The 23,170-nt window shown below is 58.4% G+C and carries 27 protein-coding genes; 26 read left to right on the top strand and 1 reads right to left on the bottom strand.

The annotated features are described in order from the left end of the window. Nucleotides 1-132 precede the first annotated feature (132 nt). The 3 genes from AC2FGC_RS04290 (at nucleotide 133) to AC2FGC_RS04280 (ending at nucleotide 3,354) form a co-directional block, all read left to right on the top strand. Entirely contained in the window at nucleotides 133-804 is a 672-nt protein-coding gene (locus AC2FGC_RS04290; protein WP_496724463.1) for an HAD-IA family hydrolase, read from the top strand. Between the two features lie 39 nt (nucleotides 805-843). Then, a complete protein-coding gene (locus AC2FGC_RS04285; protein ID WP_496724465.1) occupies nucleotides 844-2,034 on the top strand; it encodes a DegT/DnrJ/EryC1/StrS family aminotransferase in 1,191 nt (396 codons plus the stop codon). 156 nt (nucleotides 2,035-2,190) lie between these two features. Then, a complete protein-coding gene (locus tag AC2FGC_RS04280; RefSeq protein ID WP_282153997.1) occupies nucleotides 2,191-3,354 on the top strand; it encodes an isovaleryl-CoA dehydrogenase in 1,164 nt (387 codons plus the stop codon). Between the two features lie 54 nt (nucleotides 3,355-3,408). On the opposite strand, the gene AC2FGC_RS04275 is transcribed toward AC2FGC_RS04280, so the two are convergent. Beyond that, nucleotides 3,409-4,014 (bottom strand): OmpW/AlkL family protein, encoded by a 606-nt coding sequence (locus tag AC2FGC_RS04275; protein WP_496724467.1) that lies wholly within the window; start codon nucleotides 4,012-4,014, stop codon nucleotides 3,409-3,411. Between the two features lie 205 nt (nucleotides 4,015-4,219). Here AC2FGC_RS04275 and AC2FGC_RS04270 point away from each other — a divergent pair, with 205 nt between their 5' ends. From AC2FGC_RS04270 to nuoH, 23 genes are all read left to right on the top strand, one after another. Further along, complete coding sequence (locus AC2FGC_RS04270) at nucleotides 4,220-5,683, top strand: AMP-binding protein (RefSeq protein WP_496724591.1); 1,464 nt, start codon at nucleotides 4,220-4,222, stop codon at nucleotides 5,681-5,683. Next, the gene (locus AC2FGC_RS04265) at nucleotides 5,673-6,473 is read left to right on the top strand and encodes a hypothetical protein (RefSeq protein ID WP_496724469.1); all 801 of its coding nucleotides are present in this window, start codon (nucleotides 5,673-5,675) and stop codon (nucleotides 6,471-6,473) included. Before AC2FGC_RS04270 ends, AC2FGC_RS04265 begins: the two co-directional genes overlap by 11 nt. After that, nucleotides 6,470-8,074, top strand: coding sequence for a carboxyl transferase domain-containing protein (locus AC2FGC_RS04260; RefSeq protein WP_496724471.1), 1,605 nt, complete (start codon nucleotides 6,470-6,472; stop codon nucleotides 8,072-8,074). Before AC2FGC_RS04265 ends, AC2FGC_RS04260 begins: the two co-directional genes overlap by 4 nt. Nucleotide 8,075: 1 nt before the next feature. Further along, nucleotides 8,076-8,501 carry an ASCH domain-containing protein gene (locus AC2FGC_RS04255; RefSeq protein ID WP_496724473.1) on the top strand — a complete coding sequence of 142 codons (426 nt, stop codon included), beginning with the start codon at nucleotides 8,076-8,078 and terminating at the stop codon, nucleotides 8,499-8,501. A 3-nt stretch (nucleotides 8,502-8,504) separates the two neighbouring features. Beyond that, complete coding sequence (locus tag AC2FGC_RS04250; protein ID WP_496781507.1) at nucleotides 8,505-10,433, top strand: acetyl/propionyl/methylcrotonyl-CoA carboxylase subunit alpha; 1,929 nt, start codon at nucleotides 8,505-8,507, stop codon at nucleotides 10,431-10,433. A gap of 66 nt (nucleotides 10,434-10,499) precedes the next feature. After that, nucleotides 10,500-11,354, top strand: coding sequence for a hydroxymethylglutaryl-CoA lyase (locus AC2FGC_RS04245; protein ID WP_496781504.1), 855 nt, complete (start codon nucleotides 10,500-10,502; stop codon nucleotides 11,352-11,354). Nucleotides 11,355-11,363: 9 nt separating this feature from the next. Further along, the gene (locus AC2FGC_RS04240; protein ID WP_496724479.1) at nucleotides 11,364-12,152 is read left to right on the top strand and encodes a crotonase/enoyl-CoA hydratase family protein; all 789 of its coding nucleotides are present in this window, start codon (nucleotides 11,364-11,366) and stop codon (nucleotides 12,150-12,152) included. A gap of 188 nt (nucleotides 12,153-12,340) precedes the next feature. Then, nucleotides 12,341-12,706, top strand: coding sequence for an NADH-quinone oxidoreductase subunit A (locus AC2FGC_RS04235; RefSeq protein ID WP_037307878.1), 366 nt, complete (start codon nucleotides 12,341-12,343; stop codon nucleotides 12,704-12,706). Then, the gene (locus AC2FGC_RS04230) at nucleotides 12,697-13,230 is read left to right on the top strand and encodes a NuoB/complex I 20 kDa subunit family protein (RefSeq protein ID WP_496724480.1); all 534 of its coding nucleotides are present in this window, start codon (nucleotides 12,697-12,699) and stop codon (nucleotides 13,228-13,230) included. Before AC2FGC_RS04235 ends, AC2FGC_RS04230 begins: the two co-directional genes overlap by 10 nt. Before the next feature lie 11 nt (nucleotides 13,231-13,241). Continuing rightward, complete coding sequence (locus tag AC2FGC_RS04225) at nucleotides 13,242-13,847, top strand: NADH-quinone oxidoreductase subunit C (RefSeq protein WP_058274390.1); 606 nt, start codon at nucleotides 13,242-13,244, stop codon at nucleotides 13,845-13,847. Beyond that, nucleotides 13,847-14,020 (top strand): hypothetical protein, encoded by a 174-nt coding sequence (locus AC2FGC_RS04220; protein WP_496736409.1) that lies wholly within the window; start codon nucleotides 13,847-13,849, stop codon nucleotides 14,018-14,020. The genes AC2FGC_RS04225 and AC2FGC_RS04220 overlap by 1 nt, the downstream gene beginning before the upstream one ends. 1 nt (nucleotide 14,021) lies before the next feature. Next, nucleotides 14,022-14,153, top strand: coding sequence for a hypothetical protein (locus AC2FGC_RS04215; RefSeq protein ID WP_267885496.1), 132 nt, complete (start codon nucleotides 14,022-14,024; stop codon nucleotides 14,151-14,153). Continuing rightward, nucleotides 14,153-15,376, top strand: a complete 1,224-nt coding sequence (locus tag AC2FGC_RS04210) for an NADH-quinone oxidoreductase subunit D (protein WP_496781502.1) — start codon at nucleotides 14,153-14,155, stop codon at nucleotides 15,374-15,376. The genes AC2FGC_RS04215 and AC2FGC_RS04210 overlap by 1 nt, the downstream gene beginning before the upstream one ends. Next, on the top strand, nucleotides 15,373-15,849 hold the full coding sequence (locus tag AC2FGC_RS04205) for a hypothetical protein (RefSeq protein WP_496781498.1): 477 nt from the start codon (nucleotides 15,373-15,375) through the stop codon (nucleotides 15,847-15,849). Before AC2FGC_RS04210 ends, AC2FGC_RS04205 begins: the two co-directional genes overlap by 4 nt. Continuing rightward, the gene (gene nuoE / locus AC2FGC_RS04200) at nucleotides 15,849-16,955 is read left to right on the top strand and encodes an NADH-quinone oxidoreductase subunit NuoE (RefSeq protein ID WP_496724484.1); all 1,107 of its coding nucleotides are present in this window, start codon (nucleotides 15,849-15,851) and stop codon (nucleotides 16,953-16,955) included. Before AC2FGC_RS04205 ends, nuoE begins: the two co-directional genes overlap by 1 nt. Before the next feature lie 34 nt (nucleotides 16,956-16,989). After that, nucleotides 16,990-17,211, top strand: a complete 222-nt coding sequence (locus tag AC2FGC_RS04195; RefSeq protein ID WP_496724486.1) for a DUF5337 domain-containing protein — start codon at nucleotides 16,990-16,992, stop codon at nucleotides 17,209-17,211. A gap of 12 nt (nucleotides 17,212-17,223) precedes the next feature. Then, nucleotides 17,224-18,522 carry an NADH-quinone oxidoreductase subunit NuoF gene (gene nuoF / locus AC2FGC_RS04190; RefSeq protein ID WP_058274474.1) on the top strand — a complete coding sequence of 433 codons (1,299 nt, stop codon included), beginning with the start codon at nucleotides 17,224-17,226 and terminating at the stop codon, nucleotides 18,520-18,522. Nucleotides 18,523-18,580: 58 nt separating this feature from the next. Then, nucleotides 18,581-18,997: an MAPEG family protein gene (locus AC2FGC_RS04185; protein WP_496719580.1), complete on the top strand. Its 417-nt coding sequence runs from the start codon at nucleotides 18,581-18,583 to the stop codon at nucleotides 18,995-18,997. After that, nucleotides 18,997-19,386 (top strand): hypothetical protein, encoded by a 390-nt coding sequence (locus tag AC2FGC_RS04180; RefSeq protein WP_496781496.1) that lies wholly within the window; start codon nucleotides 18,997-18,999, stop codon nucleotides 19,384-19,386. The genes AC2FGC_RS04185 and AC2FGC_RS04180 overlap by 1 nt, the downstream gene beginning before the upstream one ends. Continuing rightward, nucleotides 19,383-19,889 (top strand): DUF5333 domain-containing protein, encoded by a 507-nt coding sequence (locus AC2FGC_RS04175; protein WP_496724489.1) that lies wholly within the window; start codon nucleotides 19,383-19,385, stop codon nucleotides 19,887-19,889. The genes AC2FGC_RS04180 and AC2FGC_RS04175 overlap by 4 nt, the downstream gene beginning before the upstream one ends. 3 nt (nucleotides 19,890-19,892) lie before the next feature. Further along, a complete protein-coding gene (gene nuoG, locus AC2FGC_RS04170; protein WP_496724491.1) occupies nucleotides 19,893-21,914 on the top strand; it encodes an NADH-quinone oxidoreductase subunit NuoG in 2,022 nt (673 codons plus the stop codon). Continuing rightward, complete coding sequence (locus AC2FGC_RS04165) at nucleotides 21,911-22,126, top strand: hypothetical protein (protein WP_496781494.1); 216 nt, start codon at nucleotides 21,911-21,913, stop codon at nucleotides 22,124-22,126. Before nuoG ends, AC2FGC_RS04165 begins: the two co-directional genes overlap by 4 nt. Beyond that, entirely contained in the window at nucleotides 22,119-23,156 is a 1,038-nt protein-coding gene (gene nuoH / locus AC2FGC_RS04160; RefSeq protein ID WP_496724495.1) for an NADH-quinone oxidoreductase subunit NuoH, read from the top strand. Before AC2FGC_RS04165 ends, nuoH begins: the two co-directional genes overlap by 8 nt. Nucleotides 23,157-23,170: the final 14 nt, after the last annotated feature.

Below are 23,170 nucleotides of genomic sequence, written 5' to 3'. Positions count from 1 at the left end.
AAAACGATTTCTCTTTGTGTTTTGTTGCGGCCCGTTTTATCCGCTGAGTTCAAAGTCGCAAGCGGTTCGGGCATCAAACAAGATTGCCGTTTGCAACACTTATGGCGAAGTCTCGCCGAATTAGGGGGCAAAATGCGTACGGTTATCTTCGATCTGGACGGGACCTTGGCCGATACATCGGGCGATTTGCTGGCCGCCGCCAACCACTGTTTTCGGCATATGGGGCATGGGGATGTGTTGGTTCACGGCGAAGATGCGGGCGTTGCGCTGCGCGGTGGCCGAATGATGCTGACCCATGGGTTGAAACGGGTGGGCGCTTATGACGATGCAACGGTTCAAGACTACTACCCGATGCTGCTTGAAGCGTATTCCGACGATATCGACACGCATACCCATTTCTACCCTGGCGCGCTGGACGCAGTGGGATTGTTGAAGTCCGCAGGTTACGGAGTTGGCATCTGTACCAATAAGCCTGAAGCCTTGGCCCATCAGTTGCTCACGCAGATGGGAGTGCGTGACCTGTTTGCCTCTTTAGTTGGTGCAGACACGCTGTCGGTGCGCAAGCCTGATCCGGAACCGCTGCGTGAAGCTGCACGCCGGGCGGGTGGTCATCCTGATTTATGTGTTCTGATTGGCGATTCCGACACTGACCGAAACACGGCCCGCGCCGCGGGTGTGCCGTCGGTATTGGTTACCTTCGGCCCGTCCGGCGATGATATGGCCGCGCTGGAACCCGAAGCTCTGCTGCACCATTTCCATGATTTGCCAGAATTGGTTGCAGAGTTGATTGGCGCGGCCGCGTAATCCCTTGACCCGAACGTTTTGCAGGACCAGAACACTCTTATGACCGAGATATTCACTGGCAGCTTCACCCAGCAGGAACCCATTCCAGAAGAGGCGGTTGAGGCCGCGCTGGCGGTACTGCGCCACGGGCGTCTGCATCGTTATAACGTCGTACCTGGCGAATTGGGCGAAACCGCCCTGCTGGAACAGGAATTTGCCGCCCAGACAGGTGCCAAATACTGTCTGGCCGTGTCCTCGGGCGGCTATGCGATGGCAACGGCACTGCGGGCCGTGGGGGTCAACCCGGGGGACCCGGTGCTGACGAACACGTTCACTCTGGCACCTGTGCCCGGATCTATTGCTTCGGTCAGTGCGCGCCCCGTTTTTGTGGGTGTGACCGAAGACCTTACGATTGATCTGGACGATCTCGAAACCAAGCTGGATCAGGCCCGCGTTTTGATGCTGAGCCATATGCGTGGTCATCTGTGTGACATGGATCGGCTGATGCAGATGTGCGATGCCGCAGGTGTCACGGTGATCGAGGATTGCGCCCACACAATGGGCGCTGCGTGGCATGGGCAGGTTTCGGGCCGACAAGGCGCGATTGGCTGCTATTCCTGCCAGACCTACAAACACGTCAATTCGGGCGAGGGCGGCTTGCTTATCACCGATGATGAGGAACTGGCGGCAAAGGCAACGATGCTGTCGGGGTCCTACATGCTGTACGAACGCCACCTTGCGGCACCGGGGCCAGAGGTGTTTGAGCGGATCAAGTATCATACCCCCAATGTCTCGGGGCGAATGGATAATCTGCGTGCCGCGATCCTTCGCCCGCAATTGCGCGATCTGGATCGGCAGATCGAACGCTGGAACGAACGCTATTTCGAAATCGAAAAAGGCCTGCGCGATACGCCGGGTTTGAGCGTTGTAGATCGGCCAGAAGCCGAGACGTTTGTCGGTTCCTCGATCCAGTTCCTGTTGCTCGATTGGTCGGCAGAGCGGGTAAACGAGGTTATCCAGCGCTGCGCGGCCCGGGGGGTTGAGCTTAAGTGGTTTGGCGGGGCCGAGCCGAACGGCTTTACGTCGCGCTATGACAGCTGGCGATATGCCGACAGCGCGCCGATGCCAAAAAGTGATCGAATCCTCGCCGGGATCGTCGACATGCGCGTTCCCTTGACCTTTTCGCTTGATGATTGCGCGCTGATTGCACGGATCATTCGGGCAGAGGTGAGCGCAGTGTATCAGTCGTAACCCAATCGAGTGCGCATGACGCGCACGCTTTATTTGTGTGAAACCGCCGCCCCGATCAGGGCGGCGGTTTGTTTTTGGGACGTCGTCGTTGACCCAATTCAGATTCGCTGCTATTTATTGAACAACTGTTCATTAATGCGAAAGAGGAGATCGCTTATGTTCACGGCGGCCATGCAATTTGATCTGGGCGAGGACGTGAATGCCCTGCGCGAAATGGTGCACCGTTGGGCGCAGGAGCGGGTCAAGCCGATGGCGGGTGAGATCGATGCCTCGAACGCATTTCCAAACGAGCTTTGGAAAGAGATGGGCGATCTGGGTTTGCTCGGCATCACTGTGTCCGAGGAATACGGTGGGGCAGGGATGTCCTATCTGGCCCACACCGTTGCAGTGGAAGAGGTTGCGCGTGCATCGGCCTCGGTCTCTCTGTCTTATGGCGCGCATTCGAACCTGTGCGTCAATCAGATCAAGCTGAACGGTAATGACGAGCAAAAGGCGAAATACCTGCCGCGCCTGATCTCGGGCGAACATGTTGGTGCGTTGGCCATGTCCGAGGCTTCCGCCGGATCCGATGTTGTGTCGATGAAGTTGCGTGCGGAAAAACGCAATGATCACTACCGGCTGAACGGCAACAAATACTGGATCACCAACGGGCCGGACGCGGATACGCTGGTCGTATATGCCAAGACCAACCCGGAGGCCGGATCGAAGGGAATCACCGCGTTTCTGATTGAAAAAGAGATGAAGGGCTTCTCGACCTCGCCCCATTTCGACAAGTTGGGGATGCGCGGTTCGAACACGGCCGAGCTGATCTTTGAAGATGTTGAGGTGCCGTTCGAAAACGTTTTGGGCGAAGAAGGTAAGGGCGTTGCGGTTCTGATGTCCGGGCTGGACTACGAACGTGTGGTTCTGGCCGGAATTGGAACCGGCATCATGGCGGCCTGTCTGGATGAGATCATGCCCTATCTGGCCGAGCGTAAGCAGTTCGGCAAACCGATCGGCAGCTTTCAACTGATGCAGGGCAAGATCGCCGATATGTACACCGCGATGAACTCGGCACGGGCCTATGTCTATGAGGTTGCCAAGGCTTGTGACCGGGGGGATGTAACCCGTCAGGATGCGGCGGCGTGCTGTCTTTATGCTTCAGAACAGGGCATGTCGCAGGCGCATCAGGCCGTTCAGGCGATGGGCGGGGCAGGGTTCCTGTCCGACTCGGCGGTCAGCCGAATCTTCCGCGACGCAAAGCTGATGGAGATTGGCGCGGGCACCAGCGAAATCCGCCGGATGTTGATCGGGCGGGAACTGATGAACGAGATGCGCTGAGAGAAGAAAACGCTTCGCAGACGAGGGAGCTGCGAAGCGCTTTCCTTGTAAGGATCAGAACTTATGAACGTAGGATACGCCGACAAGGAAGGGATCGATATCGGCTTTGCCGATCTTGGTTCCGTTCAGTTTGACGTCCGTGTCGATATCAAACCAACGTACGTTCAGACGGACAGCACCGTTGTCCGAGACCATGTAGTCCAGACCGGCCTGCAGCGAGACACCGAAAGAGTCATCAACCTTCAGATCACCCAGTGCGGATTTCTCGTCGAAGAAGATGGTGTAGTTCAGACCGGCGCCGACATAGGGCTTCCATGCGCTGTTGGTCGGGAAGTGATAGTTCAGCGACAAGGTGGGCGGCAGGTGCTTGACGGTTCCGGCCTCGGTGCTTCCACCCAAGGTTACGGTGTGTTTGAACGGTGTTGCGGCCAGCAGTTCGATGCCCAAGTTGTCACGGATGAAATACTCGGCAGTGAAGATCGGGCGGGTGTCCGAGTCGATCTCGGCCTTTTGTCCAGCCAGCGTCCCATTGTCGGATTTGGGGTTGAGGTAACCGACACCGACACCGACGGTCCAATCACCCTGCGATTGGGCAAAAGCGGGGGCGGCAAGCGCCACCAGCGCGGTGGAAAGTGTCAAAGCGGCGAGTTTGTTGGTCATGGTCTTGCCTTTGGTTCAGTTAATGAGATTGAATTGACAGCCGCGCGGTCCGCGCACTCTGATCTGCATCAAATTTGTGTGACAGGGTCATCGGAGGCTTCTCCGGTAAGGCCCTTGAAAATAGGGGAATTGCAGCGTGCCAGAAGCTAATCGCATACCGGGTTTGCGTTCAGCGGGGGGCTGGGACGTGCCATCTCGTTTGAACATGGCGCGCCAGTGTCTTGATCACGCACCGGATCAGGTTGCAGTGATCGACTTGACCGGAATCGAAGAGCGGCGCGTCACCTACGGGCAGCTTGCTGAAATGACAGACGGCATCGCGCGCGCACTGTCGAAGAAAGTGCAGCCGGGGGATCGCGTGGGCGTGTTGCTCAGCCAGTCACCGTGGTGCGCGGCGGCGCATCTGGCAATCTGGAAAATTGGCGCGATCTCTGTGCCGTTGTTCAAACTATTCAAACAGGATGCCTTGCGGTCTCGAGTGGGCGACGCCGGAGCGCAGGTTGTGCTGACCGACACTGAAGGCGCAACGCTGTTAGGCGACTTGGCAGAACCGCTCATGGCGGACCAGATTGGCGAAGACGGAGGCGTTGTGCCATTCGCTGACACCGGGCCAGAGGATCCGGCGGTGTTGATCTATACATCCGGCACCACGGGCAGTCCGAAAGGTGCGTTGCATGGCCACCGGGTGCTGACCGGCCACCTGCCGGGCGTTTCGATCAGCCATAACAACCTGCAAGAGGGCGACTGCCTCTGGACACCGGCCGATTGGGCCTGGATCGGTGGGCTGTTCGATGTGTTGATGCCTGGTCTTGCGCTGGGTGTTCCAGTGGTTGCGGCGCGGCTGGACAAGTTCACCCCCGAAGCCTGCGCCGATGTGATCGCGCGCGGTGGTGTGCGGAACGTGTTCTTTCCCCCAACGGCACTTCGAATGCTCAAGGTCTCTGATCAGGCGATTTCCGGGCTACGCTCTGTAGCGTCCGGGGGTGAGCCGCTGGGGGCCGAGATGTTAGCCTGGGGGCAACAGGCGTTTGGTCTGACGATCAACGAATTCTACGGGCAGACCGAATGCAACATGGTTGTCTCTTCCTGCTCAGATGACTTCCCGGTGCGGCCCGGCTGCATAGGCAAACCGGTCCCGGGCCACGAAATTGCGGTGATCGACGAGGACGGTAACCCGACCGCTGATGAGGGTGACGTGGCCATCCGGCGAGGCTCGGCCTCAATGCTATTGGAATATTGGAACCGACCCGATGCGACGGCTGAGAAGTTTCGTGGCGACTGGCTGATCACCGGCGACCATGGTGTGTGGGAGGGTGAGTACCTGCGTTTCGTAGGGCGCGACGATGATGTCATCACCTCGTCCGGTTATCGTATCGGCCCGGCAGAGATCGAGGATTGTCTGCTGACCCACCCGGCGGTGGCAACGGTGGGCGTGGTTGGTAAGCCCGACAAGCTGCGGACAGAAATCGTCAAGGCATATGTGGTTTTGAAACCGGCGGCCGACGCCTCGGAATCCGAGTTGCAGGAGTGGGTTAAAACCCGCCTTGCGCATTATTCTTACCCTCGTGAAGTGGCTTTTGTGCAAGAGTTGCCTTTGACTGTGACCGGAAAAGTAATCCGAAAGGAATTGAAGCGTCGCGCGTCTGAGGAGGGAAATCATGGCGGATAAGTCCAGTATCAGAACGGGGATTGAATTCAGCGCGACGGCAATTGCGGTCATTGGCGCTGCTTGGGCCGGTAAGGCTTACTTCGAGACGTGGATGCGGGACACAATCGATAAAGCCGTCGAAGACAAAATTGCAGTCATAGAGCAACTGCAACTGGCAGACCTTCTGGTTTATTATGATTATCCCGACGAGGCTATCTCTGAATTGCGCAAAGTAGCCGGTCGAGTGGCGAGCCTTGATGACGAAGACAAACGAAAAATTGCATTTTACGACAACTATTTAGATGCGATCTCTGCCTCTTACAGCACCTTGAAATATGAACCCGAAATTCGCATGCTGAGAAGTGTCTTCAGCACCGAGATGCAAACCGACGGATGGCATGATGAAAATCTGGCCTATGTCTCGATGTTCCTGCCGGAAGCGCAAGCGGATGAGAATTTTTACAATCGCGAAGTCGTCGGGCGTTTCAAACTTGCCGTGAGCCAGTACGAGGCGGACGGCGACTATGACGCAATGGGAGGCGCCTATCACAACCTATCCCTGGCCTATTTGTGCCGCGGGGATAACGAAGAGGCCATCGAGGCGATGGAGATGGCGGCCGAGATGCTGCCATTTGAATACTATTTTATGGTCCCGATGTCGGATCTGGAAGATTTTCTGGAAGAGCCAGAGATCAAAAAACTTGACGCAGTTTGTTCCAGCAACGTGGCGCAAGGTTACGCGCGTCTGATGCAGAGCTTTGCAGTCAGCGAAAACCCCGTTCGAGATTTTCTAAGAGAGTACACAAGATGAAGCTCCGATCCTCTGCTTTGCCCTCGTCCAAAGGCTTCCGGGAAAACTGCGCGGCTCATCTGGACGCGTTGGCGCAAATTGCCGACGCCGCCGAGGCCGCCCGCATGGGCGGAGGCGAGAAATCCCGTGCACGGCATGAATCGCGGGGCAAGATGCTGCCGCGGCGTAGGGTGGCGAACTTGCTGGACCCGGGGTCGCCGTTCCTTGAGATCGGCGCGACGGCGGCGCACGCCATGTATGGCGACGCTGCGCCCTGTGCCGGGGTCATTGCAGGGATTGGCCGGGTTCAGGGGCAAGAGGTCATGGTGGTGTGCAACGATGCCACCGTGAAGGGCGGCACCTATTATCCGATGTCAGTCAAGAAGCACCTGCGCGCGCAAGAGATTGCCGAGGAAAACCAACTGCCGTGCATTTATCTGGTCGACAGTGGCGGCGCGAACCTACCCAATCAGGATGAGGTGTTTCCCGATCGGGATCACTTTGGCCGCATCTTCTATAATCAGGCACGGATGAGCGCGAAGGGCATCCCGCAAATCGCGGTGGTCATGGGATCATGTACGGCGGGTGGGGCTTATGTGCCCGCGATGTCGGATGTAACGATCATCGTCAGGGAACAGGGCACCATCTTTCTGGCCGGACCACCTTTGGTCAAGGCCGCGACCGGTGAGGTGGTCAGCGCCGAAGATCTGGGGGGCGGAGATGTCCATACGCGCCTGTCCGGTGTGGCCGACTATCTGGCCGAAGATGACGCCCACGCACTGGCTTTGGCGCGGCGGGCTGTCGGATCGCTGAACCGGCGCAAGCCACAGACGGTGGATTGGGCCAACCCCGAGGATCCGGCCTATGACCCCGAAGAAATTCTGGGCGTCGTCCCTGCCGATCTGCGCACACCTTATGACATCCGAGAGGTGATCGCGCGATTGGTCGATGGCTCGCGCTTTGACGAATTCAAGCCGCGCTTTGGTGAAACGCTGGTGACCGGGTTCGCTCATGTCAAAGGCTGCCCGGTCGGGATCATCGCCAATAACGGCGTGCTGTTTTCCGAGGCTGCACAGAAGGGCGCGCATTTTGTCGAGCTGTGTTCGCAGCGCAAAATCCCCTTGGTATTCCTACAGAACATCACTGGCTTCATGGTTGGTCGCAAATACGAAAACGAAGGCATCGCGCGGCATGGGGCCAAGATGGTGACGGCAGTGGCCACAACCAATGTGCCAAAAATCACCATGCTGGTGGGTGGCTCGTTCGGAGCGGGGAATTACGGCATGTCAGGCCGGGCCTACCAACCGCGGTTCCTGTGGACATGGCCAAACTCGCGCATTTCCGTGATGGGTGGAGAGCAGGCGGCGGGTGTTCTGGCCACCGTAAAACGCGACGGGATTGAACGCCAGGGCGGAACATGGTCGGCGGAAGAAGAGGCCGAATTCAAGCGCCCCACGCTGGAGATGTTCGAAGAACAATCCCACCCGCTCTATGCATCAGCTCGACTGTGGGACGACGGAATTATCGACCCGCGCAAAAGCCGGGACGTGCTGGCCTTGTCGTTGCACGCGGCACTGAATGCGCCGATTGAGGAGACACGCTTTGGCGTGTTCAGGATGTAAGATGAGCACGGACCTGGAAGTAGTAAAAGGTCGTTATCCCGATGCACAGACGTTCAAATTCGGCGACAGTGCAATCCTGAGTGCCGAGCTTTTAGCGCTGATTCGGGCGGGGCAAAAAACGGCAACCTGCGGCGCTCTGCGCGATTATCCCGAAGGCAGCCTTGATACCCCGGTTGTTGGGCGGCGCGACATTGCTCTTGAATGGGATGATCGCCCAGCGTTGGTGATTGAGACGATCGAGGTTTCGATCTGCCGATTTTGCGACATGACCGAAGACTTCGCCTTGGCCGAAGGTGAAAACGAAACGTTAGACGGGTGGCGTGAGGATCACCGGCGTTACTTTGAGCGTAACGGCGGGTTTGATCCCGAGATGGAATTGCTTTGCGAACGGTTCCGCCTGATCGAAGACCTGGTGGATAAGGGCTAAACTATGTTCAAAAAAATCCTGATTGCCAACCGGGGCGAGATTGCTTGCCGGGTGATGGAAACCGCTCAGAAAATGGGCGTAACTTGCGTGGCTGTGTATTCTGATGCCGATGCGTCGGCCAAGCATATGCAGATGGCGGACGAGGCGGTTCATATCGGTGGTGCAGCGCCGGCTGAGAGCTACCTCAAGGGCGACGTGATCATTCAAGCCGCGCTCGATACGGGGGCGCAGGCGATCCATCCGGGTTATGGATTTCTCTCGGAAAACCCCGATTTCGTGGATGCGGTCGCGGCGGCTGGCCTGACCTTCATTGGCCCTTCGGCGGATGCGATCCGCAAGATGGGTCTCAAAGACGCGGCCAAGGTATTGATGGAGCAGGCGGGCGTGCCGGTTGTTCCGGGGTATCACGGCGACAATCAGGACCCCGAGCATCTGGCGGGTGCGGCCGACACGATTGGCTATCCGGTCCTGATCAAGGCCGTCGCGGGTGGCGGTGGCAAAGGTATGCGGCTGGTCGAGCGGCCCGCAGATTTTACCGAGGCATTGGACAGCGCCCGGGGTGAGGCCCGCACTGCATTTGGCAATGATGCTGTTCTGGTCGAGAAATTCGTCTCCAAGCCCCGCCATATCGAGGTTCAGGTGTTTGGCGACGGTACCCATGCGGTGCATCTGTTTGAACGCGACTGCTCGCTGCAACGGCGGCACCAGAAAGTGATTGAAGAAGCGCCGGCCCCGGGCATGACCGTTGAGATGCGCGACGCGATGGGCCAGGCGGGCGTGCGTGCCGCCGAGGCCATCGGTTACAAAGGCGCGGGGACGGTTGAATTCATCGTGGATGCCTCGGACGGGCTGCGTCCGGACCGGTTCTGGTTCATGGAGATGAACACGCGTTTGCAGGTTGAACACCCGGTGACCGAGGCGATCACCGGCGTCGACCTCGTCGAATGGCAGTTGCGTGTTGCAGCGGGCGAGAGCTTGCCTAAGAAACAGAGTGACCTGTCGATCCTGGGCCACGCATTCGAGGCACGGCTGTACGCTGAGGACGTGCCAAAGGGCTTTCTGCCGGCGACCGGTACACTGACCCATCTGCGCTTCCCGGCAGCATGCCGCGCCGATAGCGGCGTGCGCGCGGGTGACACAATCAGCCCCTGGTACGATCCGATGATCGCGAAGGTGATCGTGCACGGCCCCACACGCGCTGTCGCATTGGAACAGCTGCACCGCGCCCTTAAAGGCACCGAGGTTGCTGGGACGGTCACGAACCTTGGCTTTCTGGGCGCACTGACACGGCATCCTGGCTTTGCGGCCGGTGATGTTGATACTGGCCTGATTGGTCGCGATCTGGACGCGCTGGCTGGTGCAGTGCCGATCCCGGCGTCTTCGATCGTCGCGGCCGCGATGACAGCTTTGGATCTGGTGGATACCGATGAGGAAACCGGGTTTTCGCTATGGGCCCCATTGCATCGCGCGGTTCAGTTGCGGGCAGGTGATGATATTGATCTGGACGTTCAGGTAGAAGGTCAGAACCGTCAGGTCTGGCAGGTCGGAGAACACACGATCCTTGCCCAGCGCGGTCCGGGCGGTTGGATGATCGACGGAGCCCCTATGCCGCGCGTGTCTGTCTCGGGTTCGCAGGTCACAGTTTTTGAAAACTATGGTCAAGTCCTGGAAATTGTTGATCCATTGGACCGCGATGCCGGTGCCGCTGGCGACACCAATGTGATTGAGGCCCCGATGCCGGGTCTGGTCAAAGCTGTCTTTGCGCAGGTGGGTCAAGCCGTGCAGGAAGGCGACCGGCTGGCAATCCTTGAGGCCATGAAAATGGAACATTCCCTGCTGGCCGCCCGTGACGGCATCGTTGCCGAAGTGCTGGCGGATGCCGGGGCGCAGGTCGAGGCTGGGGCCGCGTTGGTCCGGCTGGAGGAGGAATGAACTGTCCCCTTTTCGAACAACGTGGCACAGTCGGATCGAATGCGGCAATCAGAGAAGGACACAGCAATGGGTGAACGGGTCGAAATCTTCGAAGTGGGTCCGCGCGACGGTCTGCAAAACGAAAAGCGCGAAATTGCAGTGGCGGACAAGGTGGCGCTGGTCGATTGCCTGAGCAAGGCCGGTTTTAACCGCATCGAAGTGGCTAGTTTTGTCTCGCCCAAATGGGTGCCGCAAATGGCGGGCAGCGCGGACGTGTTGGCCGGGATCAAACGGGCCGACGGCGTCCGGTATGGAGCGCTGACACCGAATATGCAGGGATACGAAGACGCTTTGGCCGCAAAGGCGGATGAGATCGCGGTATTCGCTTCGGCTTCGGAAGGGTTTTCAAAAGCCAATATCAACGCGACTATTGAAGAATCCATCGACCGCTTTGCCCCGATTCTTGAAGCTGCGCGCCACATCGACCTGCCGGTACGTGGGTATGTGTCCTGCGTGACTGATTGCCCCTATGACGGACCAACGCCGCCCGAGAAAGTGGCCGAAGTTGCGGACCGGCTGTTCTCGTTGGGATGTTACGAAGTATCGCTGGGGGACACGATCGGGCAGGGCACGCCCGACACCATTGCCCATATGCTGCTGGCCGTGCGCGAACGCGTTCCGATGACGCGGCTCGCGGGGCATTTCCACGACACCAACGGGCGGGCCATCGACAATATCGACGCTGCGCTGGCGCTGGGTGTTCGGGTGTTCGACAGCGCCGTTGGAGGTTTGGGTGGGTGTCCTTACGCGCCGGGCGCTGCCGGAAACGTCGCCACCGAAGCTGTTGTGGCTCATCTGGAGCGGCTTGGATATCAGACCGGCCTCGATCTTGCGGTCATTGAAGAGGCCGCGCAGATGGCACGCGCCATGCGATCCCAGTAAGGAGCGGACATGTTTGAAACGATTGCGGTGACCACGGACGCGCGTGGTTTGGCCACTCTGACTCTGAACCGTGCCGACAAGCACAACGCCATGTCGGCCCAGATGATCACCGATCTTACGCAAGCCGCGCACCAGCTTGGAACCGACGACGCCGTGCGTGTTGTTGTACTGACCGGAGCGGGCAAAAGCTTTTGTGCTGGCGGTGATCTTGGGTGGATGCAATCTCAGATGGCGGCAGAATCCGAGACCCGGTTTGTCGAGGCGCGTAAGCTGGCCGAAATGTTGCAGGCGCTGAACACGTTGCCCAAACCGCTAATCGGCGCGATCCACGGCAATGCCTTTGGCGGCGGTGTGGGATTGGCGTCGGTTTGTGACGTAGCGATCGGAGTGGAAACGGTCAAAATGGGGCTGACAGAGACCAAGCTGGGGCTGATCCCGGCCACGATTGGCCCCTATGTCATCGCCCGCATGGGCGAAGCCCGCGCGCGGCGCGTGTTCATGTCGGCCCGGGTCTTCGAAGCGGCGGAAGCAATGGAACTGGGCCTGCTGGCCAGAATTGTGCCCGCTGCCGACCTGAATGATGCGGTTGAGTCCGAAGTCCTGCCCTATCTTGCCTGTGCACCCGGCGCGGTGGCATCGGCCAAGCAATTGGTACGCCAGCTGGGACCGCGCATTGACGATGCCGTGATCGACCACACGATCCGCGAATTGGTCGATAGGTGGGAAACCGAAGAGGCCAAGGAGGGAATCGGCGCATTCTTTGAAAAAAGGAAACCTGCATGGATTAGTAAGGTTTAGGCGCCACTTGTGATGTGGCCACGATTGTGTGGGTGACCTTCTGTGACAGAGCTTCGATAAGTCGAATATTAACCCCCTGTGCGTTTGTGTTCGGTTGACCCTCTGACCCCGCAGGGATAGAGAATGTCCAGTCAACACGCCAATTGACGGCGCTCCCTTTCAGGGTATGCGCAGGAAAGGAGCTGTACGTGGAAGACCTATTGCGGGAGTATCTCCCGATTCTGGTGTTTCTGGCCGTAGCTGTGGGCCTTGGAATCGTTTTGATTCTGGCGGCAGTCATTCTGGCGGTCCGCAATCCCGACCCCGAGAAAGTCAGCGCATATGAATGTGGTTTCAACGCGTTCGATGATGCGCGGATGAAGTTTGACGTCCGGTTCTATCTGGTCGCGATTCTCTTCATCATATTCGACCTGGAAATCGCGTTTCTGTTCCCTTGGGCTGTCGGCTTCAAGGACATCAGCGATGTTGGCTTCTGGTCCATGATCGTGTTCCTGGGCGTTCTGACCATCGGCTTTGCCTATGAATGGAAGAAGGGGGCCCTGGAATGGGAGTGATGACGGGTGCAAACTCCGCCGGCGTCGACAAAGAAGTCGCCACCCAGGCCCTGAATGCCGAGCTGCAGGACAAAGGGTTTCTGCTGACCTCGACCGAGGACATCATCAACTGGGCTCGCACCGGCTCGCTGCACTGGATGACTTTTGGTCTGGCCTGCTGCGCGGTTGAGATGATGCACACCTCGATGCCGCGTTACGACGCGGAACGGTTTGGCATCGCGCCCCGTGCTTCCCCCCGTCAGTCGGACGTGATGATCGTGGCTGGCACCCTGACCAACAAGATGGCCCCCGCTCTGCGTAAGGTTTATGACCAGATGCCCGAGCCGCGCTATGTGATCTCAATGGGCTCCTGCGCCAATGGTGGCGGCTACTACCACTACTCATACTCCGTTGTGCGTGGCTGCGACCGTATTGTTCCAGTGGACATCTATGTCCCCGGCTGCCCCCCGACCGCTGAGGCGCTGCTGTACGGTCTGATGCAGTTGCAACGCAAAATCCGCCGTACCGGCACCATCGTGCGCTGAGGAGAGAGTTGATGAGCGAAGCACTCAAAGAACTCGGCACCCAGCTGGAGTTGAAGCGAACTGATTGTGTTCTGTCCTGGGACGTAACCCATGGTGAGTTGAACGTAGATGTGGCGCTGTCGAACGTTGTGGAATTCATTGAATTCCTGAAGTCCGACCGCGGCTGCCAGTTCTCCACGCTCGTCGATATCACCGGCGTCGACTACCCGGAACGGGCCAAGCGTTTTGACGTGGTTTATCACTTCCTGTCGATGTATCAGAACCAGCGCATCCGCCTGCGGGTCTCGATCCGCGAAGAGGACATGGTGCCTTCGATCGTGGATGTGCATCCCTCGGCCAATTGGTTTGAGCGCGAAGTGTTCGACATGTTCGGCATCTTGTTCTCAGGCCACCCGGATCTGCGGCGCATCCTGACCGACTATGGATTCCGTGGCTACCCGCTGCGAAAGGACTTCCCGACCACAGGATACACCGAAGTTCGCTATGACGAGGCCCAAAAGCGCGTTGTGTATGAGCCGGTGTCGCTGGTTCAGGAATACCGTCAGTTCGATTTCATGTCCCCGTGGGAGGGCGCGAACTACATACTACCGGGTGATGAAAAGCAGGAGGCTGAATAATGGGTGGCATCTGGTGGCTGATCCTGTCTGCGCTGACCATCATTCCGATGGTGAAGATATTGCCGTTTTTCGGGATCAATAAATTCTGGTGCCTTCTCTGTCTGGTTCCCTTTGGCACGATCGTGCTGCTGTGGTGGGTCGGGCTGAAACTGCAAGAGCTGGAGCGCCGATAAGATGCTGATGCTGCTGGGGGAACTGATCGCTTTGGGTGCGCTGGGGGTCCTGCTGGCAGGGGCCGCAGCCAAGGCTGCCGAGGCGGAAAAGGTCCGGGTTCGGGCTGATGCTAAAAAGAAACGGGGGCGTTGATGGACGGCTCAAGATACGATGACGGCAGCACGGACGCGCTGAGCGGAGAACAGAAGATCCGCAACTTCAACATCAACTTCGGCCCGCAACACCCTGCGGCGCATGGGGTTCTGCGTCTTGTGCTCGAGCTGGACGGCGAGATCGTCGAACGCTGCGACCCGCATATCGGCCTGCTGCACCGTGGTACCGAAAAGCTGATGGAAAGCCGGACGTATCTGCAGAACCTGCCCTATTTCGACCGTCTGGATTACGTGGCACCGATGAATCAGGAACATGCTTGGTGCCTGGCCATTGAAAAGCTGACTGGCGTCGAGGTTCCCCGACGCGGCTCGCTTATCCGTGTTCTCTATTCCGAAATCGGCCGCATTCTGAACCACCTGCTGAACGTGACCACACAGGCGATGGACGTTGGCGCGTTGACTCCGCCGCTTTGGGGCTTTGAAGAACGCGAAAAGCTGATGGTGTTCTATGAGCGTGCCTGTGGTGCCCGCCTGCACGCGGCTTATTTCCGTCCCGGTGGTGTGCATCAGGACCTTCCGCCGGAGCTGCTGGACGATATCGAGGCATGGAGCCGTGAGTTCCCTGCCGTTCTCGATGACATCGACGGTCTGCTGACCGAAAACCGCATCTTCAAACAGCGTAATGCCGATATCGGTGTCGTGACCGAGGAAGATATCCAGAAATACGGCTTCTCGGGCGTGATGGTGCGTGGATCGGGTCTGGCATGGGACCTGCGACGCGCGCAGCCCTATGAATGCTATGACGAGTTCGAGTTTCAGATCCCCGTCGGCAAAAACGGTGACTGCTATGACCGTTACCTGGTCCGAATGGAAGAGATGCGTCAATCGCTGTCGATCATCCAGCAGGCCATTGTCAAAATCCGTGACTGCCCCGGTGACGTCCTGGCACGCGGCAAGATCACTCCGCCGAAACGTTCGGACATGAAAACCTCGATGGAAAGCCTGATCCACCACTTCAAGCTTTACACCGAAGGTTTCCACGTCCCTGCAGGTGAGGTTTATGCCGCCGTCGAAGCCCCAAAGGGTGAGTTCGGAGTCTATCTGGTTGCAGACGGCACCAACAAACCCTACCGCGCCAAGCTGCGCGCGCCAGGCTTCTTGCACCTGCAAGCCATGGACCATATTGCCGGGGGGCACCAACTGGCCGACGTCGCCGCGATCATCGGCACCATGGATGTCGTGTTCGGAGAGATTGACCGGTGAGACGCCTTGTTTTGATCCTGGCCCTTGCAGCCGCCACACCGTTGCAGGCCGCCTCGACCCATCCGACGGCAAAAGTGCTTGAGGTGATGCGCGAAAACGGCTGTCGGTTGGATGTATCGCGCGCCGAGGAAGCCTTTTCTACCCATGACTTGCGACCAGAAGATGTCAGCGCTGTGATAAACTCCTGGGCTGAAAAGGGGTTGGCCGGGCTGGATGGTTCTGTATTCGAGGTCGCGCCTGCGATTTGCGGTGCGCACGGGCTGGCTCCCGAGGATGCGGCGGGCCGTGCCGATGCGCTTTATGATTTTGGACGTCTGAACGGGTGCCGCATGGTAGAAGAAGAGGCCCAGATCAAATTGCGCCCCGCTGGTTTCACACAGGCCGAAACGTCTGACCTGATTGCCCGCCTTGTCGATCAAGGTCGCGCGCATCAGGAAGACCCCTATATTATCGTGATCGGAGATGCCTGCTAATGCTGCGCCGTCTGCACCCCGAACAACCTGAAAGCTTTGCCTTCACCGCACCCAACCAGCAGTGGGCCACAGCACAGATCACTAAATACCCCGATGGCCGTCAGGCCAGCGCGGTCATTCCGCTTTTGTGGCGCGCGCAGGAACAAGAGGGCTGGCTGAGCCGTCCGGCGATTGAATCCGTTGCCGACATGCTGGGCATGGCCTACATCCGGGTGCTCGAGGTTGCGTCGTTCTACTTCATGTTCCAGTTGCAACCGGTTGGATCTGTCGCGCATATTCAGGTCTGCGGAACGACCTCCTGCATGATCTGCGGGTCCGAAGACCTGATCGCGGTCTGCAAGGAAAAGATCGCCGCCAAATCGCATGAGTTGTCCGCCGATGGTAAGCTGAGTTGGGAAGAGGTTGAATGCCTTGGTTCCTGCACCAATGCGCCGATGGCGCAGATCGGTAAGGACTATTACGAAGATCTGACCGCCGAGAGCTTTGGCAAGATCATCGACGATCTGGCCGCCGGTAAAGTACCGACGCCGGGCCCGCAGAATGGCAGATACGCGGCAGAACCGCTGAGCGGTCTGACCAGCCTCACAGACTACGATGCCGGGAAACCGCAGTACAATGCCAGTGTTGAACTGGCCGAAGATCTTGGTGATACGGTCAAACGCATCGACGGGACCGAGGTTCCGATCCTGACGCCATGGCTGGGCAAAGACGGCAAGGCTGCGGCGTCCAAGGCCGCGCCAAAGCCTCCAAAGGCCCCGGCAGCGGCCAAACCCGCCGCGAAGCAGGCGGAAGAGGCAAAGAAGAACCAGATCAGAGAGGATCAGCCCGAAACTCTGACCGTTGCGCGGGGTGATAAAGCGGATGACCTCAAGATGCTGAAGGGTGTGGGCCCCAAGCTTGAACAGACGCTGAACGAACTTGGTTTTTTCCACTTTGACCAGATCGCTGCATGGACGCCGGAACAGGTGGCCTGGGTAGACGCACGGCTGAAATTCAAGGGCCGGATCGAGCGGGACGGTTGGATCGAACAAGCGTCGCAACTGGCGACAGGCGAAGAAACCGAGTTTGCAAAACGTGCCAAAGAAGACGGCACCTACGAAGACTGAATAGGACGGTGCCCATTTGGGGCATCAAGGTGAGATGGACAAAGAAAAAGAAAAGGCCATGGCCCGCAAGGGCCGACATATCGGGGTGGTCATCGCGGTGACCATGCTGTTGTGGCTTGCCATAACGTTGTTCATCGGCCCGGCGCTGGGATTACCGGGGCGCTATGCGCTGCTGTTTGATTTCGCTGCTCTGGCGGGATTTATCTATGCGGGCGTGAACATTTTTCAACTCTGGCGCATGCGTCAGGACAGCTGAAGGTAAGACACGATGCTGAAGGATCAGGACAGGATCTTTACCAACATCTACGGGATGCATGAGCGCACTTTGAAAGGCGCGCAGACCCGCGGGCATTGGGACGGCACAGCTGGCCTGATCGGAAACGGGCGTGACTGGATCATCCAGACGATGAAGGACTCAGGACTTCGCGGTCGCGGCGGCGCCGGATTCCCGACTGGTCTGAAATGGTCGTTCATGCCGAAGGAAAGCGACGGACGTCCGGCCTATCTGGTTGTGAACGCGGACGAATCCGAGCCCGGTACCTGCAAGGACCGTGAGATCATGCGCCACGATCCGCATACATTGATCGAAGGTTGTTTGATCGCGTCTTTCGCGATGAATGCGCATACCTGCTACATCTATCTTCGCGGTGAATACATCCGCGAGCGGGAGGCGCTGCAGGCTGCAATTGATGAGGCATATGATGCCGGATTGCTGGGCAAGAACGCTGCCGGGTCGGGTTGGGATTTCGACCTGTTCCTGCATCACGGGGCCGGCGCCTATATCTGCGGTGAGGAAACAGCCCTGATCGAAAGCCTTGAGGGCAAGAAGGGCATGCCGCGTATGAAACCTCCGTTCCCGGCGGGGGCGGGGCTTTATGGCTGCCCGACCACGGTGAACAACGTGGAATCCATCGCCGTTGTGCCGACCATTCTGCGCCGTGGTGCGGATTGGTTTGCCGGTTTTGGCCGCCAAAACAACGCGGGCACCAAACTGTTTGCAATATCGGGCCACGTAAACAATCCCTGCGTAGTAGAAGAGGCGATGTCGATCCCGTTTGAGCAACTGATCGAAACCCATTGCGGCGGCATTCGTGGCGGTTGGGACAACCTGCTGGCGGTGATCCCCGGTGGTTCATCGGTGCCTTGTGTGCGCGGTGAAGACATGCGCGACGCCATCATGGATTTCGACCACCTGCGCAATGATCTGGGGTCCGGTCTTGGGACGGCGGCTGTGATCGTGATGGACAAATCCACGGACATCATCAAAGCGATCTGGCGTTTGTCGAAGTTCTACAAACATGAAAGCTGTGGTCAGTGTACCCCTTGCCGCGAAGGCACCGGCTGGATGATGCGTGTGATGGACCGTCTGGTGCGGGGTGAGGCCGAACTGGAAGAGATCGACATGTTGTTTGACGTGACTAAGCAGGTCGAGGGCCACACGATCTGTGCTTTGGGCGATGCGGCGGCCTGGCCGATCCAGGGCCTGATCCGCAACTTCCGTGAGGAAATCGAGGATCGCATCAAGGCCCAGAAATCGGGCCGTATGGGCGCGATGGCGGCGGAGTGATTAGGTTGCGGGATTTTGGATCAAACCCAAACCACGTTGAGATCAGGGAGTTGAACTAATGGAAACTTTTGCTGAGTATTCACATGCAATCGCATCCCTCGTGGTCTTTACGTTGATAATTCTGGCGCTTGCGCCTTTTTCAGCGCTGGCCAAACAGGGCAAGGGCTTGGCCCCCGGGGCGACGCCTGAACAGGACTATTCCGACAAGGCGTATCGCCTGAACCGGGCTTATCTGAACGGGACTGAGACGCTGCCGGCCTATGTCGCTGTCACGGTCGCGGCCATGTTGCTTGGGGTTAGCCCGTTCTGGGTGAACCTATTGGCATCGGTTGCTCTGATTGCGCGCATCGTCATGTTGGTTATTCACATGCGTGGCATTGGACAACCGCACAGCGGCGTTCGGTCAGTATCCTACGTTGTCGGATGGGCCTGCATGGTTGTGATGGGCTTCATGGCATTGGTGGCGGCGTTCTAATGGAAAAGAAAGGTACTTATTCGTTGACTGGAACAGGCTTCAGGATGGGACGTGTGGTACTGACCGCCGCCTTGGGTGCTGCAGTTTTTGTCTCGGCCTGCGGCACGTCGTCCAGTGACCGAATCCTCTTTGATGGCAAGGCCTTCCGGGCCAAAGCGAAAGCCGTCGACAAAAAGAACGCTCCGACGGATTTTACGGTTGTGGTGAACGGCGTGTCCGCGTCTTTGGATGGCGCGCGCGAAGCGGGACGGCACGAAGGAACCAAATTCTGTATCGACGCCTTTGGGACTTCTAAAATTAACTGGAAAGTCGGACCCGACACCGAACCGCAGAATTTGCGCATCACCGACAATAAATTGACCTTTGCAGGAACCTGCCAGCGACCATGAACCGGTTTTTCGCATATCAGAGCGTGACGCAGGGCGTGTTATTGAATAGCGCGCCAGTCCTGGATCGTTTTGGCCTGTCCAAGACGAAAGGATTTGTCATGTCTGGTGTGAAACTGCTTATTGTGTTGTCTGTTCTGGCTATTCCGGCTGCGGTCGCGGCAAAGCCGCCCTTGCGCGAAGTCAAAGAGATTGACGACGAACTCTATTACATCGCTATCGCAAACGAGATTTCGGATTACTGCCCGTCGATCAGCGGGCGCAGGCTGAAGGCGATTGGCGTCATGTGGGGGCTCAAGTCCAAAGCGAACAGTCTGGGGTATTCGGACGGCGAAATCCGCGCCTACGTGGAATCGGATGCCGAAAAGGACCGGATGCGTGCCAAAGGCGAGACGTATCTGGCCGCGAACGGTGTGTCTTATGACAATCCCAAGTCTTTCTGCACGCTGGGGCAGTCAGAGATTGAAAGAAACAGCGCCATTGGCGTGTATTTGAGGGCGAACTAGACCATGTCTGACCTCCGCAAAGTGAATATCGACGGGCAGGAAATCGAAGTCGATGGTGCGATGACGCTGATCCAGGCCTGTGAGCAGGCCGGGGTCGAGGTGCCGCGCTTTTGCTATCACGAGCGTCTGTCGATCGCCGGGAATTGCCGGATGTGTCTGGTCGAAGTTGTCGGCGGCCCGCCCAAACCTGCGGCGTCGTGTGCAATGCAGGTGCGCGATCTGCGCCCGGGACCAGAAGGTCAGCCGCCAGAGGTCAAGACGAACTCGCCCATGGTCAAGAAAGCGCGCGAAGGGGTGATGGAGTTCCTGCTTATCAACCACCCGCTGGACTGCCCGATCTGTGATCAGGGTGGGGAGTGTGACCTGCAGGATCAGGCGATGGCGTATGGTGTTTCGGGCTCACGCTTCAAGGAAGCCAAGCGCGCCGTGGACGATCTGGATCTGGGGCCGCTGGTCGGAACCGCGATGACCCGCTGCATCAGCTGCACCCGTTGCGTGCGCTTTACGTCCGAGGTCGCCGGGATCACACAGATGGGTCAGACCGGGCGTGGCGAAGATGCCGAGATCACGTCCTATCTGAACGAGACGCTGAATTCGAACTTGCAGGGCAATATCATCGACCTGTGCCCAGTTGGAGCTCTGACCTCGAAGCCGTATGCCTTCACAGCGCGCCCGTGGGAACTGACCAAGACCGAGAGCATCGACGTCATGGATGCCCTGGGCTCGAACGTTCGTGTCGATACCAAAGGGCGCGAAGTCATGCGCTTTCTGCCGCGCAACCATGACGGCGTGAACGAAGAATGGATCAGCGACAAGACTCGATTCGTCTGGGATGGCCTGCGTCGTCAGCGTCTGGACAAACCCTACGTGCGCGAAAACGGCAAGCTACGCCCGGCCTCGTGGCCCGAGGCGCTGACCAAAGCTGCCGAAGCGCTGAAAGGGGCGGAAAAACCTGCAGGTATCGTTGGTGATCTCGCTCCGGTCGAGGCCGCGTTCGCGCTGAAGCAATTGATCGAAGGGCAGGGCGGTGTTGTTGAATGCCGAACCGATGGGGCCAAGCTGCCTGCGGGAAATCGCGGTGCCTATGCCGGGACGGCCGCGATCGAGGATATTGACACAGCCGAGCGAATTCTGCTGATCGGAACGAACCCGCGTGACGAAGCTCCGGTTCTGAACGCGCGTATCCGCAAGGCTTGGGTACATGGGACCGAGGTGGCCTTGGTTGGGCCTGCGGTCGATCTGACCTACGCGTACCACCATATAGGCGACGACCGCGCGGCGTTGCAAAAGGTCGTCGAGATGGGCGGCGATGATGAGATCAAGGACAAAGCCTCGCTGGTCATCGTCGGGCAGGGTGCGCTGCTTGAGGCTGACGGCGCAGCTGTGCTGGCCGCCGCGCAAACGATTGCAGCCAATACCGAAAGTGGATTGCTGATCCTGCACAGCGCTGCGTCTCGCGTGGGGGCGATGGATGTGGATGCCACCAACGAAGGCGGCATGGATGCGGTTAGTGCGGCTGACGTGATCTACAACCTCGGCGCGGATGAAGTTGAAATCGGCGAAGGTGCCTTTGTGATCTATCAGGGCAGCCATGGTGATCGTGGCGCGCACCGTGCCGATGTGATCCTTCCTGGTGCCGCGTATACCGAGGAAAACGGCCTGTTCGTGAACACTGAAGGCCGCCCGCAGCTGGCGATGCGTGCCGGGTTCGCCCCGGGTGAGGCGAAAGAGAATTGGGCCATTTTGCGGGCTTTGTCGGCAGAACTGGGCGCTACGTTGCCTTTCGACTCGCTGGCGCAACTGCGCACAGCGTTGATCGAAGCCGTGCCGCATCTGGCCCAAATCGACCACGTGATCGAGAATGAGGTCCAGCCGTTGGATGCTGGCCCTCTGGGTCAGGCAACGTTCCGCAATGTGATCAGGGATTTTTATCTGACCAACCCGATTGCACGGGCGTCGCAGTTGATGGCCGAGCTTTCTGCTCAGGCGCAGTCTCGGAATACCGGGAAGATTGCGGCAGAATGAACCAGACCCGTTTCATATCGCTTTCAGAAGCCAACATCGCTTGCGGTGTGGGCACCAGGGAACTGCGCATGAAACGCAATGAAAAAGGTAGCGCGATGGCTGCGGATGCTGTTTACACCTATGCGCCGACCCAACCGCAAGATGCGCAGGCACTTGGCCTGATCATCACCCGCGAAAAATTGAATACCCACGGTGTGAGGACCAATGGCTGATTTCTTTAACACCCCAGGCGGAATAGCCATCATCATTCTGGCGCAAGTGCTTGCAGTTGTTGCCTTCGTGATGATTTCGCTGTTGTTCCTTGTTTACGGCGACCGCAAGATCTGGGCCGCCGTCCAAATGCGCCGCGGCCCCAACGTGGTTGGCGTCTATGGACTGCTGCAATCGGTGGCTGACGCCCTGAAGTACGTGGTAAAAGAGGTGGTCATACCCGCCGGGGCCGACCGCACTGTGTTCATCCTCGCACCGCTGACCTCATTCGTATTGGCGATGATCGCCTGGGCCGTGATCCCGTTCAATGATGGCTGGGTGCTGTCGGATATCAATGTCGCAATCCTGTATGTCTTTGCCGTGTCCTCACTGGAAGTTTATGGCGTGATTATGGGCGGTTGGGCGTCGAACTCAAAGTACCCGTTCCTTGGATCATTGCGCTCTGCGGCTCAGATGATTTCCTATGAAGTTTCCATTGGCCTGATTATCATCGGTGTTATCATCTCAACCGGTTCCATGAACTTCGGCCACATTGTCGAAGCGCAGGACGGCCGGTTCGGTTTCTTCAGCTGGTACTGGTTACCGCATTTCCCGATGGTCTTCCTGTTCTTCATCTCGGCGCTAGCGGAAACCAACCGGCCTCCGTTCGACCTGCCCGAGGCGGAATCGGAATTGGTCGCCGGTTATCAGGTCGAATACTCGGCCACGCCCTTCCTGCTGTTCATGGCCGGTGAGTATATTGCAATCTTCCTGATGTGCGCCCTGACCACGCTACTGTTCTTCGGCGGCTGGCTGTCACCGATCCCGGGCCTGCCCGACGGAGTGCTGTGGATGGTCGCCAAGATGGCGTTCTTCTTCTTCCTCTTCGCGATGGTCAAGGCTATCACGCCCCGCTACCGCTATGACCAGCTGATGCGGTTGGGCTGGAAAGTCTTCCTGCCCTTCTCGCTGGCCTGGGTGGTCTTTGTGGCCTTCGCGGCGAGGTTCGACTGGTTCTGGGGCGCGTTTGCCCGTTGGAGCGTAGGGGGATGAGGATAAGTCTTCTA

Source organism: Ruegeria sp. CDSC054, assembly GCF_059610645.1.
Note: the sequence above shows the minus strand (reverse complement) of the source record. Positions and strands in the feature narration are given on the sequence as shown.

Excerpts from the sequence above, each read along its gene's own strand:
- AC2FGC_RS04290 (WP_496724463.1), top strand. The coding sequence starts at position 133 with ATGCGTACGGTTATCTTCGATCTGGACGGGACCTTGGCCGATACATCG.
- AC2FGC_RS04285 (WP_496724465.1), top strand. The coding sequence starts at position 844 with ATGACCGAGATATTCACTGGCAGCTTCACCCAGCAGGAACCCATTCCA.
- AC2FGC_RS04280 (WP_282153997.1), top strand. The coding sequence starts at position 2,191 with ATGTTCACGGCGGCCATGCAATTTGATCTGGGCGAGGACGTGAATGCC.
- AC2FGC_RS04275 (WP_496724467.1), bottom strand. The coding sequence starts at position 4,014 with ATGACCAACAAACTCGCCGCTTTGACACTTTCCACCGCGCTGGTGGCG.
- AC2FGC_RS04270 (WP_496724591.1), top strand. The coding sequence starts at position 4,220 with ATGGCGCGCCAGTGTCTTGATCACGCACCGGATCAGGTTGCAGTGATC.
- AC2FGC_RS04265 (WP_496724469.1), top strand. The coding sequence starts at position 5,673 with ATGGCGGATAAGTCCAGTATCAGAACGGGGATTGAATTCAGCGCGACG.
- AC2FGC_RS04260 (WP_496724471.1), top strand. The coding sequence starts at position 6,470 with ATGAAGCTCCGATCCTCTGCTTTGCCCTCGTCCAAAGGCTTCCGGGAA.
- AC2FGC_RS04255 (WP_496724473.1), top strand. The coding sequence starts at position 8,076 with ATGAGCACGGACCTGGAAGTAGTAAAAGGTCGTTATCCCGATGCACAG.
- AC2FGC_RS04250 (WP_496781507.1), top strand. The coding sequence starts at position 8,505 with ATGTTCAAAAAAATCCTGATTGCCAACCGGGGCGAGATTGCTTGCCGG.
- AC2FGC_RS04245 (WP_496781504.1), top strand. The coding sequence starts at position 10,500 with ATGGGTGAACGGGTCGAAATCTTCGAAGTGGGTCCGCGCGACGGTCTG.
- AC2FGC_RS04240 (WP_496724479.1), top strand. The coding sequence starts at position 11,364 with ATGTTTGAAACGATTGCGGTGACCACGGACGCGCGTGGTTTGGCCACT.
- AC2FGC_RS04230 (WP_496724480.1), top strand. The coding sequence starts at position 12,697 with ATGGGAGTGATGACGGGTGCAAACTCCGCCGGCGTCGACAAAGAAGTC.
- AC2FGC_RS04225 (WP_058274390.1), top strand. The coding sequence starts at position 13,242 with ATGAGCGAAGCACTCAAAGAACTCGGCACCCAGCTGGAGTTGAAGCGA.
- AC2FGC_RS04220 (WP_496736409.1), top strand. The coding sequence starts at position 13,847 with ATGGGTGGCATCTGGTGGCTGATCCTGTCTGCGCTGACCATCATTCCG.
- AC2FGC_RS04215 (WP_267885496.1), top strand. The coding sequence starts at position 14,022 with ATGCTGATGCTGCTGGGGGAACTGATCGCTTTGGGTGCGCTGGGGGTC.
- AC2FGC_RS04210 (WP_496781502.1), top strand. The coding sequence starts at position 14,153 with ATGGACGGCTCAAGATACGATGACGGCAGCACGGACGCGCTGAGCGGA.
- nuoE (WP_496724484.1), top strand. The coding sequence starts at position 15,849 with ATGCTGCGCCGTCTGCACCCCGAACAACCTGAAAGCTTTGCCTTCACC.
- AC2FGC_RS04195 (WP_496724486.1), top strand. The coding sequence starts at position 16,990 with ATGGACAAAGAAAAAGAAAAGGCCATGGCCCGCAAGGGCCGACATATC.
- nuoF (WP_058274474.1), top strand. The coding sequence starts at position 17,224 with ATGCTGAAGGATCAGGACAGGATCTTTACCAACATCTACGGGATGCAT.
- AC2FGC_RS04185 (WP_496719580.1), top strand. The coding sequence starts at position 18,581 with ATGGAAACTTTTGCTGAGTATTCACATGCAATCGCATCCCTCGTGGTC.
- AC2FGC_RS04180 (WP_496781496.1), top strand. The coding sequence starts at position 18,997 with ATGGAAAAGAAAGGTACTTATTCGTTGACTGGAACAGGCTTCAGGATG.
- AC2FGC_RS04175 (WP_496724489.1), top strand. The coding sequence starts at position 19,383 with ATGAACCGGTTTTTCGCATATCAGAGCGTGACGCAGGGCGTGTTATTG.
- nuoG (WP_496724491.1), top strand. The coding sequence starts at position 19,893 with ATGTCTGACCTCCGCAAAGTGAATATCGACGGGCAGGAAATCGAAGTC.
- AC2FGC_RS04165 (WP_496781494.1), top strand. The coding sequence starts at position 21,911 with ATGAACCAGACCCGTTTCATATCGCTTTCAGAAGCCAACATCGCTTGC.
- nuoH (WP_496724495.1), top strand. The coding sequence starts at position 22,119 with ATGGCTGATTTCTTTAACACCCCAGGCGGAATAGCCATCATCATTCTG.